At 47.1% G+C, this 17337-nt stretch carries 14 protein-coding genes; 6 read left to right on the plus strand and 8 right to left on the minus strand.

Annotated elements, in window-relative coordinates; genetic code table 11:
- Positions 1-110: 110 nt before the first annotated feature.
- From KIT90_RS01095 to KIT90_RS01130, 8 genes are all read right to left on the minus strand, one after another.
- Positions 111-473, minus strand: a complete 363-nt coding sequence (locus tag KIT90_RS01095; protein ID WP_285374523.1) for a RidA family protein — start codon at positions 471-473, stop codon at positions 111-113.
- 14 nt (positions 474-487) lie between these two features.
- Positions 488-1534 carry a lactonase family protein gene (locus KIT90_RS01100; protein ID WP_285374524.1) on the minus strand — a complete coding sequence of 349 codons (1047 nt, stop codon included), beginning with the start codon at positions 1532-1534 and terminating at the stop codon, positions 488-490.
- Positions 1535-1613: 79 nt separating this feature from the next.
- Positions 1614-4067, minus strand: a complete 2454-nt coding sequence (locus tag KIT90_RS01105; protein WP_285374525.1) for a beta-N-acetylhexosaminidase — start codon at positions 4065-4067, stop codon at positions 1614-1616.
- Positions 4068-4157: 90 nt separating this feature from the next.
- Entirely contained in the window at positions 4158-4787 is a 630-nt protein-coding gene (locus tag KIT90_RS01110) for a bifunctional 4-hydroxy-2-oxoglutarate aldolase/2-dehydro-3-deoxy-phosphogluconate aldolase (protein ID WP_050907602.1), read from the minus strand.
- A gap of 16 nt (positions 4788-4803) precedes the next feature.
- The gene (locus KIT90_RS01115; RefSeq protein ID WP_285374527.1) at positions 4804-5748 is read right to left on the minus strand and encodes a sugar kinase; all 945 of its coding nucleotides are present in this window, start codon (positions 5746-5748) and stop codon (positions 4804-4806) included.
- A gap of 103 nt (positions 5749-5851) precedes the next feature.
- The gene (locus KIT90_RS01120) at positions 5852-7375 is read right to left on the minus strand and encodes a sodium:solute symporter family protein (protein ID WP_005435470.1); all 1524 of its coding nucleotides are present in this window, start codon (positions 7373-7375) and stop codon (positions 5852-5854) included.
- 234 nt (positions 7376-7609) lie between these two features.
- Positions 7610-8002 (minus strand): RidA family protein, encoded by a 393-nt coding sequence (locus KIT90_RS01125; RefSeq protein WP_045486620.1) that lies wholly within the window; start codon positions 8000-8002, stop codon positions 7610-7612.
- Positions 8003-8053: 51 nt separating this feature from the next.
- Positions 8054-9499, minus strand: coding sequence for an amidohydrolase family protein (locus KIT90_RS01130; protein WP_047513934.1), 1446 nt, complete (start codon positions 9497-9499; stop codon positions 8054-8056).
- A gap of 179 nt (positions 9500-9678) precedes the next feature.
- Here KIT90_RS01130 and KIT90_RS01135 point away from each other — a divergent pair, with 179 nt between their 5' ends.
- The 6 genes from KIT90_RS01135 to KIT90_RS01160 all read left to right on the plus strand — a co-directional run bounded on the left by KIT90_RS01135 (position 9679) and on the right by KIT90_RS01160 (position 17298).
- Complete coding sequence (locus tag KIT90_RS01135) at positions 9679-10950, plus strand: amino acid deaminase (protein ID WP_285374534.1); 1272 nt, start codon at positions 9679-9681, stop codon at positions 10948-10950.
- A gap of 89 nt (positions 10951-11039) precedes the next feature.
- Entirely contained in the window at positions 11040-11903 is an 864-nt protein-coding gene (locus KIT90_RS01140; RefSeq protein ID WP_005425077.1) for a MurR/RpiR family transcriptional regulator, read from the plus strand.
- A 419-nt stretch (positions 11904-12322) separates the two neighbouring features.
- Positions 12323-13954, plus strand: coding sequence for a methyl-accepting chemotaxis protein (locus tag KIT90_RS01145; RefSeq protein WP_285374536.1), 1632 nt, complete (start codon positions 12323-12325; stop codon positions 13952-13954).
- A gap of 365 nt (positions 13955-14319) precedes the next feature.
- A complete protein-coding gene (locus KIT90_RS01150; protein ID WP_373417651.1) occupies positions 14320-15270 on the plus strand; it encodes an HlyD family secretion protein in 951 nt (316 codons plus the stop codon).
- Positions 15271-15274: 4 nt separating this feature from the next.
- Positions 15275-16201, plus strand: a complete 927-nt coding sequence (locus KIT90_RS01155) for an ABC transporter ATP-binding protein (RefSeq protein ID WP_285374538.1) — start codon at positions 15275-15277, stop codon at positions 16199-16201.
- Positions 16201-17298: an ABC transporter permease gene (locus tag KIT90_RS01160; RefSeq protein WP_009706212.1), complete on the plus strand. Its 1098-nt coding sequence runs from the start codon at positions 16201-16203 to the stop codon at positions 17296-17298. The genes KIT90_RS01155 and KIT90_RS01160 overlap by 1 nt, the downstream gene beginning before the upstream one ends.
- The last annotated feature ends 39 nt before the right edge of the window (positions 17299-17337 follow it).

Raw genomic sequence — 17337 nt, forward strand, 5'->3', positions numbered from 1 at the left:
TTTGGTTTATGCTGATTAGCCCAATAAAACAAAGCCCAGCGTTATTGAACAACATAACGCTGGGCTGAGGATAACGCTGGGCTTGATGGTTTAAGTAGAGTGATGTCGAGCTACTGGAACTTCTCACCCGCAGCAGCAACGAACGCCATTTCTACCAACAGTTCTGGGTTCGCCAATTCAACTTTGACGCAAGCACGGCTTGGTGCACAGCCTTCAGGGAACCACACATCCCATACTTCGTTAAGGGCATCGAAGTTAGCAAAATCCGTCACGTAAATCGTCACAGATAGAATGCGCGACTTGTCGCTATCAACACTGGCTAGCATTTGCTCGGCTTGGTCGAAAATCTGTTGTACTTGCCCTTTCATATCCGCAGTGGTGTCAGCTTCCGCCACTTCAACAAAGTTGGCGATGCCATTGAATACCGTTACATCTGACCAACGTTTGCATGGATTAATACGATGAATTGTCATGTTATTTCTCTTAATTACGACTTCTCAACCAAACACACAGGCGCACCGATGTCGCATGAGTATCCGGTTGGAGTGATAACGCCAGTTTCCTGATTCCTATGAAAGCTAGCGACATTATGTGAATGTTGATTAGCAACGAGCATCCACTGCCCGTCACGGGATAAAACGAAATCTCTTGGAAACGCACCGCCACAATCGGACGCGGCAATTTGAACCGGAGTATTACTCGTTACATCAAATGTGCTGATCAAATTTTGCGCACGGCATGAGACATAGACAAAGCGCTCATCCGCAGAGAGACGAATCGCAGACGCCGCTTCTTTGTTCTCTTCATCGGCTAGCAGTTTAACTTGCTGAACCAGATTCCATTGCTCGTCGTGCTTACGAAGTACCACCAGCGTTTCAGACAATTCGCAAACAACGTACGCGACGGATTCATCACGATTGAAGACCAAATGACGAGGTCCTGAGCCAGCAGGCATAGCGACACTTTGAGAAAGTGGAAACTTAACTGTCTCACCATCATTGTCGTAGTCATAAAAGTGAACACTGTCTGTGCCTAAATCGACCACAGCCAATTGAGCGGAGTGTTTTAGAAAAGTGACTTGGTGGGCATGAGGCGAAGTTTGACGGTCAATATTGGGTCCATTGCCTTCTACATACAATTCTGCAATGGATTTCAATGGCTTACCTTGCTCATAAAGTTGGTAAACACTTACATTGCCGGAACCGTAGTTTGCAACAGCGAGTAACTCTTCTTTAATGTCGATATGGCAAGGGTAATCACCTTCAATTGGCAATGCATAGCTGTCTGTTTTTTCAGCAAATATCAGCTCTGCACCTGCCAAGCGGTCGACTTCATTAAAGGTATATAAATCCTCTCCTTTGAGCGCAAGGTAAGAAGGGTTACGAATCGTTTTTACCGCTTCTGGAACATGTTCATTGGTGAGCGTTAATGCGCCAGTAGCAGTATCGAGAGAAACACACGCAATGCCCTGACTTTGGCTTGGTGAATCGGTATAGGTGCCTACATAAAAATGTAAGTGACCATTTACTATCATGGGAAACCTTTAGGAGATAAAAGAGTGCTTAACCGATAAGATGCCGCCTGCGTTACCAGACGGCAATCCCTTTTAGTTATCAATCAGTTAAAGTGTGAAGCAACCGCTCGGTTGGTACTACGATGGCGACAATCGTTTCATCAAAAATAATCGCATTTTCATCGATGGTGCGTTGGTACGCTTCAGCATCAGATTGGTCAAAACCACTACCCTGCTTAGCACGCTCAATCAAGGTTAAACCTAAATCGGCAACTTTGATTGCGGCTTCTGCAACTGGCACCGTTTCTACCGACGCCACGTTGGCCGCGAAAATAGGTTTGGCTTGCTGCGCCGCTAACTTAACGCTTTGATAATGCATCGCTAACGCATCCAACACGGTTTTATCACCTTGAGCATAAGCTGCGACCAAATCTTTCATCTCGTACACTGCTAGGCTTTCTACTGGCAATGCATCCGCAAAGCGGTTTAGTCGCTCATACTGGTTGTATAAATCGCCTTCGTTTGGCGTAGAGATCCACTTCTCCCAATGACGAGCGTAGTATTGAGCCGGCTCGATGTACTTCGCTAATGTTTGTAGCGGCGTTTCATCTGCACCATTAGCAAGACGTTTCAACATCATATTGGCATCGGCATGATGACGTAGACCAAGCGAAATCTCAGACCATGTATCCATCACCTTCATGCGCTTGTACATGCTGCGCTCATCGGTCAGGTCTTGGCTCGACCATAGGCGCTCAGCAATTGCGTAGCTTCTCGGCCATAAGCGTTGCTCGATGGTCATTGAATCGAGGTTCTCACCCCAAATGGTGATTTCTCCACCTAAAATTAACTGCTGTTCTTTCTCGGTCAGCTCAGCCGGATAGCCGCCATTCGGCTCAGGAATGACACTCCCTGCCATAGCACTGCTCGCGACCAATTCTCCAGTCGCAGGCCAACGCACATTACCAATCAATTGGTAACTGCTGTCTTTCAACTTGCCATCAGCAAAGTCATAGTTGAATTCGGTGTAAGACATAAAGTTATCGAAATGCCCTTTAAACTTCACACCCGGCACGTACTCGATGATGAACACCTCTTCACGAGACTTACCGTTGTAATCGGTAAACGCACGGTAGCTGCCGTCTGTCGCTTCAATAATGGTTAGATTACCAGTACGTGGACCACCTTTGTTGCGTGATTTCACCCAATCATAAGTCGCGAATTTCTCACCTTGATGAAGTTGGTCATCAACCGTGATTCCTTTCGGCATTGGGTCATTGCGATAGTGATAACTGGTTGGTTGTGGCTGGTCTAGGTAATAGCCTGTTGAGAGAATGCCTTGATAGCCCTCTTTTGCTGCTCGACCTATACTGTCGTGCCCTTGCCAACTTTGAATCACAATCGAGGTTGGAAGGTCTTTGTGCCAGATTTCATCCCAGCCAGTCATCTTCTTGCCGCGCTGTTCCAACATCTGTTCGACCTTGGTGTTCAAATACGATTGCAGACCACGCTCTCCATCCAGATTGTTGTCTTTGATGAATTGTTGAATCTTCGGGTTATCTTTCCACTGTTGGTAATTTGGTTCATCACCGCCGATATGGAAATACTCATCAGGGAAAAGCTCAACCACTTCGTCAAACACGCTCGCCAGCATCTTGTAGAGTTCGGGATTGGTCGGATCCATTAACGGCTCAAACACACCCCAGCCACGTTGATGCGGATAAGATTGCTCGCCCATACCAGACATTAATTCAGGGTAAGCGTGTGCCACTGCTGAAGCATGTCCCGGCAAAGAAATTTCAGGGATAACTCGAATCCCAAGGTTACGCGCGTAATTCACCACATAACGGATTTCATCTTTGGTGTAGTAATCACCATCTGCGGTGTTTTGCCAAAGCTTTTGGTAATTATCGAGCTGGATACGAATCGCTTGGTCATCCCAAATATGCCAATGGAAGACGTTCATTTTTGCTGATGCCATCGCATCGAGTTGGCGAAGGATCACATCAAGTTCGATAAAGTGACGGGAAGTATCATAAGAAACACCACGCCAAGGAAAGCGCGGCTCATCTTGAATCGACACAGCAGGCACAAAGTAGCCAGTCGCGTCCGTAGTCACCAACTGCAAGAAGGTTTCTAAACCATGGAAAGCACCGTAAGGGCGTTCGGAGCGAATAATGATCTGACCATTACGCGATTCAAGTTGATACGATTCATCACTGTTAATGTCTTGCACCTCTGAATTGGACGCATTACGAATATCAATCACCAAGGTCGCATCTTTTTCCGACTCAGCATGCCAGTTCAACATTGGTAAGCCGGTTTGACGATATAGACGACCCATGGTGCGCTTGGCGTTGAACTGCACGCGCGGTGAGTCGTAGCCTTTGATGTAAATGCTGAAGGATTTATCCAGTGTGATTTTACCCTGCCCCAACTCTACATTTTGTGGGTAAGGCATTAGGTTAAGATCGGTGTTGGGAGTCATCGTCATCGCTGCCGTTGGAATTGTGATTAAGCCTGAAATGAGTAGTGCTAATGTACCTTTGTTCATCCGCGCCATCCTGTCGTTGTTATTATTGTTCAACCCAAGTCACGCTTTTTAGTGGGGTCTGGTGACTTGGGTAAAAGAGCTCAGTTTGAGTTACGCAACCAGCTCTACTGCTTCACGAACCAGCTTGCCAATTTCATCCCACTGCTCGTTTTCAATTAAGCTCGGTGCCACCATCCAAGTACCACCGCAGCAAACCACACGGTCGATAGCTAGGTAATCATTGACGTTGCTTTTACCGATACCGCCTGTAGGCATCAGACTCACATCAACATAAGGTGCGAGTAGCGACTTCACCATCGCTATACCGCCGCTCGCTTCTGCCGGGAAGAATTTGAGGAAGTTCAAACCCAGCTCTAGTGCTTGCTCAACCTGACTTGGGTTATTGACGCCGGGTACGATTGGCATGTTGATTTCTTGGCAGCGACGCACGGTATTTGGGTTCAACCCCGGCGCGACAATAAACTCTGCACCCGCGTCTTTCGCTTGGGCAATTTGCTCTGGCGTCAGTACCGTGCCAGCACCGATGCACATTTGCGGGTAAGCATCACGCATGGCTTTAATCGCATCGGCAGCGGCTTCTGTTCGAAACGTCACTTCCGCGACTGGCAGACCGTTTTCTACTAGCACTTTTGCCAATGGAATCGCGTGCTCAACCTTATTGATTTGAATAACAGGAATAACTTTGAATTGCTGAAGTTGCTGAATCATTGCTTGGGACATAATACGTTCTCGGAAATTATCGAATTAGATGAGTCATGGCGTCGTTTGGAATGATCGCGCCAGGATATTGAATAACGGTTGCTGCTAGTGCGTGACCGAGTTGGGCAGACTGCTCACAGCTTTGCCCGGTCAATCGACCTGCAAGGTAACCAGCAGCAAATGAATCGCCGGCGGCACAAGTGTCGATCACTTTGATGACCTTCTCGGCGGCTACGTAAGCGGTTTGCTTGTCATCACCATGCGACCAAACCAATTTGCAAGGCTCACAGCCACGTTTAATCACGATTTCTTGGCAACCAAAGCGAAGGCAGCGCTGCTCGGCACTTTCCTCTTCACCCCATACCAAGACATCATCGTCTTCAGTGATAAGCGCAATGTCGACTAAAGGTAGAATTTGGCTGTACCAATGCTTTGCCTCTTGTGCAGACCAAAGTTGAGGACGGAAGTTATTATCGAAGATAACCTTGCCTCCAGCTTGTGAGAACTGACTTAACGCTTTTTTAAGCCTTACTTTGCTATCGTCATTTAGAATCGCGACGCTGATGCCACTTAGGTAGAGGTAATCCAGCTCTCGGTTCGCAATCGCAGCTTCTAATTTGTTGAGCGAAGAGGTAGAGAAGTAGCTTTTAACGGCTGCACTGTCACGCCAATAAAGAAAGCTGCGTTCGCCTTCTTGGTCGGTCTGCACCATGTACAAACCCGGAAGCTGAGCTGGGAATATTTCGACAAGGTCAGTCGCAATGCCCTCTTGTTGCCAGTTTTCCAGAAGCTCTTGAGAAAGTACGTCCTCCCCAAGACCGGTCGCATAAGACACTTGGACAGGCTGCTGAGCCGTTAGTCGAGAGAGGTAAAGTGCGGTATTGAGCGTGTCGCCACCAAAGCCTTTGCGAATTGGGTCGCCGCTCAGTTCAATCATGCATTCGCCAAAGAAAGCAATTTTAGTCTGGGATGAATCGGTCATCGTTCACCTACTTTGGATAAATTTAGAATGGTGGCTCGGGGGAGCCACCAGTTTGTCAGGAGCTTATGAGCGAGTTTCTGTTCGAGCCGGAAACTCTCTGCTGTTAAGCGTTTTGATTTGCCGCCGTTGCGCGATTTTGTAGAGAAGCGTCTTCTTCCAGAACACCTTTGTCAGACAGTTCCATTTCCATTAGAGCACGCTCATCATCAAGGATTGCTCGTGCCATTTCTGGTGATACTTGGTTAGCTGGAGTCACTAGGCTCACTGCCACACCAGCAGTTAGAGCAAACAAGCAAGATGGAATCACTGGGTTGCCCCAGAAAGCGGTCAGGTCAGGGCTCAGCATTACTGCAAATGAAGCAATAGACGCACCTGCCAATGTTGCCAACGCACCTTGCCAGTTGTAACGCTTCCAGAAGCGACCCAACATACCGCACACGAACATGCCAGACATGACTGTCGAGATCATCTTAGTGATGTAGCCGATGATGTCGTTAGAAGTTAGCGCGAATAGCAATGCACAACCGATCACCACAACCAAAGCCAAGCGAGAGTAATTCAACATGGATTCTTTGTTTGGCACGCGACCGGTGAACATGACGTAAACATCACGCAGTAGGATAGAAACGCCCGCAATCGCATCGGAGCTCGCACTCGACATGGTTGCTGATAGACCAGCAATCAGAACGATAAGACCAACACCTACTGGCAATACCGTTGCCGCGATGTATGGGAAAGCAAAGTTCGCGTTGTTCAGTTCAGGGTCAATCGCATGCGCCGCCATACCGATGACTGCTGGGATGATGGAGAAGAACAAGTACAGCACACCAGAAGCCACGAACGAACGGCGGATGGTTGATACATCTTTGCCTGAGTAGATGCGTTGGCGGAATGAAGGCGTTGCAAGTACACCTACACCAATCACAACAGCAAGAGAAACCGCAGGGATTAAACCAAGCTTATCAATAGCAAGGAAGCTAACCGCTTCTGGGTCCATGGCAGAGTACAGGTTATCCAAGCCGCCAATGTGTTGCACAGACAGTACCGCCATCAGGATGAAGCCAACAAATAAGATGATAGCTTGAATGGTGTCTGTCCAAACCACCGCAGTGTAGCCGCCAATAACCACGTAAATAGTAAACGCTGCTGCGATAATCATCTTCGCAGTGCTCAGCTCAATATCGGCAATCCACGCTAGGTACATACCACCACCAAGGATGTGTGCGCCTAACCAGCCAATAGAAGCGATAAAGATAAGCAGACCAACCACGTTCTTCACGATGCGGTTTGCACCTACGTAGTATGCGAGTTCTTCACTCATGGTCATAAAGTTGAGTTTACGAACTGGCGCGAACCACAGTGCCAATAACAAGATACCAATTGCGCCGCCAATGCCATAAAGCGCACCAGCCCAACCGTTTGAGTAACCAAAGCCAACCGCACCCATACTTGAGCCCGTGCCAACCATGGTTGCTACCGTGGTACCTAATACGAGGAACAGAGGTAAGCCTCGACCACCGAGTAGAAAGTCTTCACCTGATTTTTGGTTGCGAGAGACAAACCATCCCAACCAAATTAAAAATAAGACATACGCACCGAAGCCGGTAAGAAAAAGTGTACTGTTCATTGAACACCTCTCATATCAAAATCCATCTTTCAGATTGATATAATTCCAGCAGCAAGTATTAGATTTTATTCCAGAAATTATCTAATTTTATTTTTATAGCTTTTGCTAAATATATTAGGCACTACTGCTTTATGAAATTATATTTATGTAGGGAGTGAGAGTGCCAAAAAGATAATAACAGGAAAGTAATTATTTCCGGCACTCTATTTTATTTAATTAGGTAAAGTGTGATTTCTATCGGCGATCTTCGCGGTAGCAAGTCACATCGACTTCGACTTTCACGTCCACCACGAGATCACACACCATGCAAATACGTGCAGGTGGGTGGTCGCCAAAGAACTCTCTAAACACTTTATTGAACGATTGGAAGTAACGAGAATCCGTTAGTACCACTTTTACGTGCACCACGTCAGCTAGCGTGTAGCCTGCTTCTTCCATGATATCGACACAGTTTTGAATCGCTAGGCGAGACTGGTCAATGATACCGCCTTCTACCACTTCGCCGTCAGTCATTGGTGTTTGACCCGAGACGTATAAGAAGCCGCCCGCTTCTGTTGCACGTGCAAATGGTAAATGTTGACCGCCAGTACCTACGCCGCCTTCTACACCATAACGTTTAATTGACATAATATTCTCCAGTGATAATGCTTAATCTATAAAATTAATTAATTTAATAAGTTATTGATGGGTATTATTTCTATAAATAAATACGCCATTTCTATTTTCGGTGACTTTATCTTTTAAATAAGATAGTTCGCCATTTACAAATACAGATTCAATACCTTGCGCGACGGAAATTGGATTTTCGAACGTTGCAGTATCTTTAATTGTATTTGGGTTAAATAAAACCAAGTCTGCGTAAGCGCCTGTTTTTATTTCCCCACGATCTTTCAATTGGTAGCGTGTTGCTGACATCCCCGTCATCTTGTGAATCGCTTCTGCCAATGGGAAAAGCTGCTCTTCACGACAGTAATGCCCCAAGACTTTCGGGAATGTGCCCCACAAACGTGGATGTGGGTGCGGGTCGTTTGGTAATCCGTCCGAGCCCACCATGGTCAACTTATACTTAAGGACTCGTTTGACGTCGTTTTCATCCATGCAGTGATAAACCGCACCCGCAGGTTGCAACGCTTTTGCAGCTTCCATAAGAGGCAGTTGCATCTCGTCAGCAATGTCTTTCAGCATCTTGCCAGCGTGTTCAGGTTTACTTTCAGACCAAGTGATGAAGATGTCGATTTCATCCGTCACCTGTTTTAAATCCAGCGTTGAAGAACTGGCAGAATATGGGTAGCAATCGCAAGACACGTCTTGATGCTCAGAAACCTTATCCATCAAATCCAGCACTTCTACCGTGCGTCCCCAGTTGCCTGCGCCTGCACACTTAAGATGAGAAATCACCACTGGCACTTTGGCGTACTGCCCAGTTTCAAAGGCTTCTTCCATTGCGCTGATGATTTCTTCAAACTCGGTGCGCATGTGCGTGGTGTAGATACCACCGTGATGACCGAGAATTTCCGCTAGGCGCATGACTTCATCCGCGTTCGCTTGCTTGGCACTCGCATAAGCAAGACCCGAGCTCAAACCCAACGCACCCTCTTCCATCGCTTGTGCCAGTGTTTGACGCATTTGGTCGATTTCTTCATCGGTAGCCGTGCGCAGTAAGTCGTCCATTACGTTGTTACGTAAAGTTGTGTGACCGACTAACGCTGCAACGTTGACCGCAGGGTTCGCCGCTTGTACCGCCTTCGCATACTCCGCAAAAGTTGGGTATTTGAAGTCTTCCTGCTTGCCCAATAGGTTCATTGGGTCTGGCGGAGTATCACTGAGTACCGCAGGACTTGCGCTAATTCCGCAATTGCCTACGATTACCGTCGTCACGCCTTGGCTGATCTTTGGCAAGCAGTCAGGGTAACGAATCACATTGGTGTCATCGTGCGTGTGCACATCAATAAATCCCGGAGCCAACGCAAGACCCTGACCGTTGATAACCTTCTTTGCAGAAAGCTCGTCTAGCTGCCCTACTTGCTCAATACGATCTTGACGAATCGCAACATCAGCAATGAATGGTGCTGCACCCGTACCGTCAAATACCTCTACGCTTTTGATAATGGTATCGAACAACATACTTCACTCTCTTCGTCCGTCGTTAACATGATTCCATCTTAATAATTCTTGAAATTTAAACAGTGAAGAAACACACAAAAAACTCAGATTTGTTTGATACTTTCTAACATATTATTTATGGTAGTTAGCAACAAACACTTAATATCAATCACTTAGACCATGTTAGAAGTAGGTGCGCCATGAAAGACAATCGCCAAAAGTGTGATAAAAACTATCATAATGAGTGTGTTACCACGCCAGGTTACGGAGAAAAGGCTCAACCTGTTGCGTGCAATTCCGATGGGTTACACAGTTTGATCCATGAAGAGATCACCCTGCCCGCTGCGGTGATCAAATCTTCTTCATTGAAGAACAACCTCGATTGGATGCAGCGTTTTGCCAATCAGCACAAAGTGAAGTTGTCACCACACGGTAAAACCACCATGACTCCCGCTTTCTTCCAGCAGCAATTAGAAAACGGCGCTTGGGGCATTACCGTCGCAACGCCGGCTCAGGCAGAGATTGCGGCGCTAGGCGGAGCGAAAAACATCATCATGGCGAACCAACTAGTCGGGCGCGCTAACATGACCATCATCGCCAACTTGATTGAAACCCACGGGGTCAACTTCTATTGCTGCGTGGACTCAAGCCGAAACGTCAAAGCGCTAGAGCGTGCCTTCGCTGAACATCAATTGCCGCTTAATGTACTGATCGAGTTTGGTGTTGAAGGCGGTCGCTGTGGATGCCGAAACCAACAAGATGTGGTTGAGCTCGCCACACTCATCCACCAGCAACCTCACCTTACGCTCAAAGGTATCGAGGTTTACGAAGGTGTCATTCATGGTGACAATGCTGAGCAGGACATCCGTGACTTCCTCAACACCACATTAGAAATCGCAGCCCAACTACAAAACGACAAGTTGATTGAGTCTAAACCTCTGGTCACAGGCGCTGGCTCTGCTTGGTATGACGTAGTTTCTGAATGCTTTGCCAACCTAGAGGATTTTGATGCCGTCATTCGCCCAGGTTGCTACGCGATTCATGACACAGGCATTTACCTAGATGCCCAAAACAAAGTCATGCAGCGCGCTGAAAACAATCAAAGCGCAGCGTGTGACTTAGGTGGTGACTTGGAATCAGCACTAGAGCTTTGGGCTTATGTGATTTCTCGCCCCGAGCCAACCAAGCTAGTTGCCGGCTTTGGTAAACGTGACGTGGCGTTTGATGCTGGATTGCCAATCCCCGAGCGCGCTTACCGCGATGGTGAGTCAATCTCTATTGAAAGTGCGGTAACGACCGCAGTGATGGATCAGCATGCGTTCATCGAAGTAGACGCAAACAGCGACCTTCAAGTGGGTGATATGATTGCCTTCTCAACCTCTCATCCATGTTTAACGTTTGATAAGTGGCGTGCCGTGGCGGTTTGTGATGATGAGTATCAAGTTACTCATTGGGTGAAAACCCGTTTCTGATGATGAGCTTAGTGAGGCTTTTCGTTATACTTCATGCCAAACCAGTGGAGGCGGCACAATCGTCTCCATGCAAAAGATAGGAACACAGCTTGAGTTTAGAAGTCGATATTATCTCTCAAATCACTGAACGTTTCAGTGCGCTGCGCGATGCCGAAAAGAAGGTCGCAAAGTTGATCATGGACGACATTCAAACTGCCGCCAACGCCAGCATTACTGAACTGGCAGAAAGTGCAGAAGTGAGTGAAGCCACCATCACCCGTTTTGCTAAAGCTGTTGGCTGTAAAAACGTGCGTGATATGAAGATCAAACTGGCACAAACCTTAACGGTTGGACAACGATTCATCCTTGAACCGCCTGATCAAAGTGGCTACCAAGGCATCTATGAGTCGATCAAGCAATCCCTTGATGTAAACCGCAGTTTGATTGTTGAAGAAGATATCGACACTGCTGTGAACTGGCTGCACAACGCAAGACAAGTGATCTGTATTGGTATGGGTGGTGGCTCAACCATTGCAGCACAAGAGATGCAGCATCGTTTGTTCCGTCTGGGCTATCCTGTTGTGGCGTACAACGATGGCTTGTTATCGCGCATGATTGCGGCGACGGCAGACGCGAACGATGTGTTAGTGATGATCTCAGCTACTGGCTATACCCCTGCCATCATAGAAACCGCACAATTAGCCAAGCAGTACGGCGTGAAAGTCATTGTGATTACTCCGAAAGACACACCTTTGACTGAGCAAGCCGATTTGGTTCTGCCTATTGAGCACCAAGAGACGGATTTCATCTACAAGCCATCGGCTTCTCGTTACGCGATGCTGGCGTTGGTTGATGTACTTTCCATGGCGTTGGCCGTTAATCATAAGCGACGCTCGCGCGATAAACTTCGTCGACTCAAAGTTGCTCTCGATTCTTATCGTGGCGGTTTGGAAAGACAGCCTCTTGGTGATTAAACCAACGTAATTTAGATGCCTTAAGTCTTGGCTATAAAACTCAAACAATGAAGCCCGATGTTCAGCATCGGGCTTTTATTTTACCGAAATAATACTTCAATTCGGTACGATGTCTTGTTTTAATATTTAGGAAAACTTGCTAACACATAAATAACGAAATTCATCAATAAGAAAATTCTGATTGAATGTAAGGTTATCAAGATTAATACCAATTCGTACTCGAAATAATTTATAAGTTAATTAATTATTTTCCCCATCAATATTGATTAACTATTAACTTATTTTCAAACGAAATATGAACATTAAGTTTCCATTTTATTTTGGTTTCCGATAAAACTATTTGAGACTTTCATCACACTAAATTTCAAATCTCAGGAATAGACTCCGAGCCTTTCAGCCCCCCAATTTTCAGTGAGTCTATGAAACTTTCTAACCTAAGTATTAAAAGTAAAATCAGTGCGTTGATACTTGTTATCTCCGCTGCCGTCATTGCGTTATCTTTCTTCTTTACCTCTCAAATAAAACTTATTGATGGCAAGATGACAGAATTTTCTGACACCACAGTGCCAAGTATTTTATTGGTAAAAAATATTGAAATCGAAATTGGCACCTTAAGAAAAGACGAATTCTCTTTGCTGACTAATGTAAACCATGCTGAATTTAACACTTGGCTTAAAGGTTTGGATGAATCAGAAAATAAAATCGACAACTATATTGAACAATACGGTAAATCACTTTGGGATCAGCGCGACCGTGATGCTTATAATGAGGTATCGAGTGCGTGGTCAAAATACCGTAGCTTCAACGACAAATATTCAGAGCTACTAACCACGAAACGCATTGATGAAGCCAACGCTATGCTGTTGGATGGTTTTTCAACGTTCCAAGCACTTTCTAGCTCGATTAAAGATCTGGTTGAGTTAAACCAAACCTTCATCAAAGAAGACATCAACAGCACTCACGATGTGGTTGCAGACGCCATCACTTATAGCATTATCGCGATTGTTGCTTTATTGGCATTGAGCTTTGTACTCGGCCTATTCCTCACAAAACAAATCTGTTCCCCACTGCAATACGTGGTTGAAATGGCCTCTAAGATTGCTTCCGGCGATCTAACCTACAAACTTCCACGCAATAAAATTGGTAACGACGAGCTCGGTTTATTGGCAGACGCCTGTGAAGATATGCAAGCCAAGCTGCTGAGTCTGGTCGATAGCATCTCTTCTACTACCGCTCAGGTGAGCACCGCTACCGAGGAAGTGAGCGCCATTTCAGAACAAACCTCTTCAGGCATGGATGAGCAACAGCAACAACTTAACCTGATTGCGACTGCCATGAACGAAATGCAAGCAACGGTGCATGATGTTGCAAGCAACACGGAAGCCGCTTCAGAAACTGCAAACAGTGCCTCTCAAGAAGCCAAAGAAGGCTTAGAAGTGGTTCAAGAATGTATCGAGCAGATCAACGAAGCCTCGGTCGCGATTCAATCTGTTGGCACCATGGTAAGCGAGCTAGAGCAAGACGCATCGAACATCAGCGTGGTGGTTGACGTGATTCAAGACATCGCAGAGCAAACTAACCTACTTGCTCTCAATGCCGCAATTGAGGCTGCCCGCGCGGGTGAACAAGGCCGCGGATTTGCCGTTGTAGCTGATGAAGTTCGTACGCTAGCGAGCCGCACACAAGCATCGACAGAAGAAATCATTGCCATCATCAGTAAGCTTCAGAACTGCTCGAAAACCGCCGTATCGGCTACAAATAACAGCAGCGATTTGATTCAAGTGTGCGTTGAACAAGCTCAGCGAGCAGGTACGACGATTGGTCACATTGAACAAAGCGCTGACAACATCGCTGAAAAGAGCATCCAAATCGCGAGTGCGTGCAGTGAGCAGAGCTCTGTGACTGAAGAGCTGCATCGCAATGTCGAACACATCAACCAGTTCTCTAGTGAAGTCGCAACAGGCTCTCGTCAAACCGCGATTGCGTGCCGAGACTTAAGTGAACTGGCGGTTGGTCTACAAGAAATCGTCAGTCAGTTTAAAACGGCTTAAACAGCCATTAAAGGTTGCGTTAACTTTGTCCTAGCGCGCTCTGTAAAGCCCGATGCTCAACCATCGGGCTTTGCTTTATCTAGCCGTTTCTTTACGCGTGCACGGTAAACCTGATCCTTGTCTCGATTCTTCAATTTATCTTTCCTAATCCCACCAACATCACGGTAACCCACTATATTTGAATGAGAATATTCTTAGAGACCCATTCAAAGGTGAGGCCAGTTTCAATAATTAATCAATTGATGAATATTGAAGGAATTAACTTCCTAGCCGGACAAAACTGACTCACGTTACACTGAATGCAGTCCCACACTCTTCTATAGCTTGATACGAGTTCGAGCTCACCTTCTTAGAGGAAGCGTCGCATGATGAAGCGAATCATTCTTGGCACCCTAGCCCTGACTCTTTTAACTGCCTGTTCCAAAGATGACGGACAGCAAGCCCTTGGCACACTAGAGCGTGACCGCGTAACCTTTACTGCAACCTCTAGCGAGATAATTCGAGCCCTACCCATCAAGGAAGGCAGCCAAGTCACCGAAGGAGAAGTGCTGGTTCAGCTCGATACAAAGAACCAAGAAGCCGTTTTAGCTCACGCCGTAGCCGAACAAGCCAAGGCTGACGCTTATCTTTTGAAATTGACCAATGGTGAGCGACCAGAAGACATTTCCGCAGCGCAAGCACGCGTTGCCAGAGCGGAAGCTCAATTGGTTGAAGCGCAAAAGAACTACCAACGTAAAGCGGAGTTAGTTCGCAAGAAACTCATCAGCCAATCAGAAAAAGACACCGCTTTAGCAGCCAGAGATTCTGCCCGTGCAGAGCTAGACTCCTCACAAGAAGAGTTCAGCAAATTGACGGCAGGCTCTCGTCCTGAAGATATTGAACAAGCGAAAGCCGCACTCATGGCAGCAAAAGCCGATGTGGCACTGCAAGAACAGAAACTGGCAGAACTCACCATCACGGCCACGCGTGACGGCTTACTCGATAACCTACCGTTTAACCTTGGCGAACGCGTTCCTGTGAATGGCGTGGTTGCTGTAATACAAGCCAGTCGCGTCCCATACGCTCGCGTTTACGTTCCTGCCAACTACCGAGTCGACTTTGTTCCGGGTAAAACGGTTAACGTGCATGTAGATGGCGTTGATCAACCATATAGCGGCACCGTTCGTTGGGTAGCGACTGAGCCTTCATTTACGCCTTATTTCGCGCTTACCGAGGAAGAACGCTCGCGTTTGATGTACTTAGCAGAAGTCGACCTTCAAGACTCAGCGCAATCCTTGCCTTCAGGTATTCCAGCGCAAGTGGATTTGGTGGAGTAAGCCAATGACCGAATACGCGATTCAAGCTAAAAATGTAGTGAAAAAGTTTGGTGACTTCACCGCCATCAACAACATCACGCTTAATGTGCCCAAAGGCAGTATTTATGGTTTTCTTGGCCCTAACGGTTGCGGTAAATCGACAACCATTCGTGTGTTGACTGGCTTGCTTAGCCCAAGCGAGGGCAATGTCGATGTACTCGGGCTAGAGATCCCAAAGCAATCTGAGCTTCTGCGCCTCAAGATTGGCTACATGACCCAAAAGTTCTCGCTTTATGATGACCTGACGGTTCAAGAGAATCTTGAGTTTATTGGACAAATCTTTGGTATGGAAACCAAGGCCCTGAAAGCTCGCATCGAAGAACAACTAGCCACCTACGGTCTCGACCAACTGCGTAAACAGCGCGTGGGCGGAATGAGTGGCGGCCAGAAGCAGCGCTTGTCTCTCGCGGCAGCGACCATGCACAAACCAGAACTGTTGTTTCTCGATGAACCCACGTCTGCGGTTGACCCAGAGAACCGACGCGATTTCTGGGAGCAATTGTTTGATCTCTCTGACCAAGGTACGACGATTTTGGTCACTACGCATTACATGGATGAAGCAGAGCGCTGCCATCGTCTGGCGATTATGGAAGCGGGCGAAATCCGCGCCGATGGTGAGCCAGAAGAACTCATGGCGCAAATGGGCGTTAACATCGTCGAAGTCAAAGCGGATAACTTACGCGAGTTAAAAGAGAAAGTCATTCGACGCGAAGAAGTCCGTTCTGCCGCACAGCTAGGCATTCGCTTACGCATTTTGATCCACCAGCACATCGAAAAACCGATCGAATGGTTAACCCAAACCTTTCCTGAGCTTGAAGGCTGCGAGATGAACATTGCCCGCCCGAGCTTGGAAGATGTGTTTGTCAGCGTTACGGGAGAAGGTCGCCAATGATGAAATCTATTGCCCGTATGAAAGCGGTGATGATCAAAGAAATCCGTCAGCTTTCACGTGACCGCATTACCTTTGGCATGGTCGTGATGATCCCGTTGATTCAGCTTTTGCTCTTCGGCTTTGCCATTAATACCGATATTCGCAATATTCCCGTTGGCGTCGTCGATCAAAGTGGCAGCACCGCCGGACGCGTGATTACCGAGTCCGTTAAAGTGACGCAAGTGGTCGATGTGGTCGAAACCTTCGCTACCGCATCAGAAGCCGAGCAAGCCATTCAAGACGGCTTGGTGCGAGCCGCTTTAATTCTACCTAGCGACTTAACCCAACGTATGGTGCAAGGTCGAGAGCTTGGACAGTGGATTGTGGATGGTTCAGACACCATGATCAGCTCAGCGATTCTCTCACTACAAACCATGCCGTTAACGGATTTTGATTTTGAGATACGCCCTGCCCCAACCAAAACCTTTGAAGTTGCGCTGTATTACAACCCGAGTCGGCGCTCGGCGGTGAACATTGTCCCCGGTTTATTGGGCGTGATTCTGACCATGACGATGATCTTGTTCACCAGTGCAGCCATTGTTCGAGAACGGGAACGCGGCAATTTGGAGTTACTGATTACTACGCCAATCCACTCCATCGAGCTCATGGTGGCGAAGATCATTCCCTACATCTTTGTTGGTCTGATACAGGTGTTTATCATTTTAGGCTTGGGTCACTGGATATTTGGCGTGCCGATAAACGGCGCCATTAGTCAGATACTGTTTGGCACACTGTTGTTTATTGCCGCGAGTTTAACTTTAGGTTTGGTGATATCCACCATTGCGACGACACAGCTACAGGCAATGCAGATGACGGTGTTTATTCTTTTGCCGTCGATTCTTCTATCCGGATTTATGTTCCCTTATGAAGGAATGCCCGTCGCGGCACAATGGATATCAGAAGCCCTGCCTGCCACCCACTTTATGCGCATTATTCGTGGTGTGGTGTTGCGCGGTGCAGACTTAATGGAGTTATGGCGAGATACAGTCTGGCTACTGGGCTTTACGGTGATAGGTTTAGTTGTTGCGTCTTTACGCTTCAAAAAATCACTCGATTAACCCATCAGATTCCAAAACTAAAAACGCCTCCGGATTTGG

Origin of the sequence: Vibrio sp. B172a (genome assembly GCF_030248355.1) — a bacterium.
GTDB classification, from domain to species: domain Bacteria; phylum Pseudomonadota; class Gammaproteobacteria; order Enterobacterales; family Vibrionaceae; genus Vibrio; species Vibrio owensii.

Excerpts from the sequence above, each read along its gene's own strand:
- KIT90_RS01100 (WP_285374524.1), bottom strand. The coding sequence starts at position 1,534 with ATGATAGTAAATGGTCACTTACATTTTTATGTAGGCACCTATACCGAT.
- KIT90_RS01135 (WP_285374534.1), top strand. The coding sequence starts at position 9,679 with ATGAAAGACAATCGCCAAAAGTGTGATAAAAACTATCATAATGAGTGT.
- KIT90_RS01110 (WP_050907602.1), bottom strand. The coding sequence starts at position 4,787 with ATGTCCCAAGCAATGATTCAGCAACTTCAGCAATTCAAAGTTATTCCT.
- KIT90_RS01115 (WP_285374527.1), bottom strand. The coding sequence starts at position 5,748 with ATGACCGATTCATCCCAGACTAAAATTGCTTTCTTTGGCGAATGCATG.
- KIT90_RS01105 (WP_285374525.1), bottom strand. The coding sequence starts at position 4,067 with ATGAACAAAGGTACATTAGCACTACTCATTTCAGGCTTAATCACAATT.
- KIT90_RS01125 (WP_045486620.1), bottom strand. The coding sequence starts at position 8,002 with ATGTCAATTAAACGTTATGGTGTAGAAGGCGGCGTAGGTACTGGCGGT.
- KIT90_RS01155 (WP_285374538.1), top strand. The coding sequence starts at position 15,275 with ATGACCGAATACGCGATTCAAGCTAAAAATGTAGTGAAAAAGTTTGGT.
- KIT90_RS01095 (WP_285374523.1), bottom strand. The coding sequence starts at position 473 with ATGACAATTCATCGTATTAATCCATGCAAACGTTGGTCAGATGTAACG.
- KIT90_RS01120 (WP_005435470.1), bottom strand. The coding sequence starts at position 7,375 with ATGAACAGTACACTTTTTCTTACCGGCTTCGGTGCGTATGTCTTATTT.
- KIT90_RS01150 (WP_373417651.1), top strand. The coding sequence starts at position 14,320 with ATGATGAAGCGAATCATTCTTGGCACCCTAGCCCTGACTCTTTTAACT.
- KIT90_RS01160 (WP_009706212.1), top strand. The coding sequence starts at position 16,201 with ATGAAATCTATTGCCCGTATGAAAGCGGTGATGATCAAAGAAATCCGT.
- KIT90_RS01145 (WP_285374536.1), top strand. The coding sequence starts at position 12,323 with ATGAAACTTTCTAACCTAAGTATTAAAAGTAAAATCAGTGCGTTGATA.
- KIT90_RS01130 (WP_047513934.1), bottom strand. The coding sequence starts at position 9,499 with ATGTTGTTCGATACCATTATCAAAAGCGTAGAGGTATTTGACGGTACG.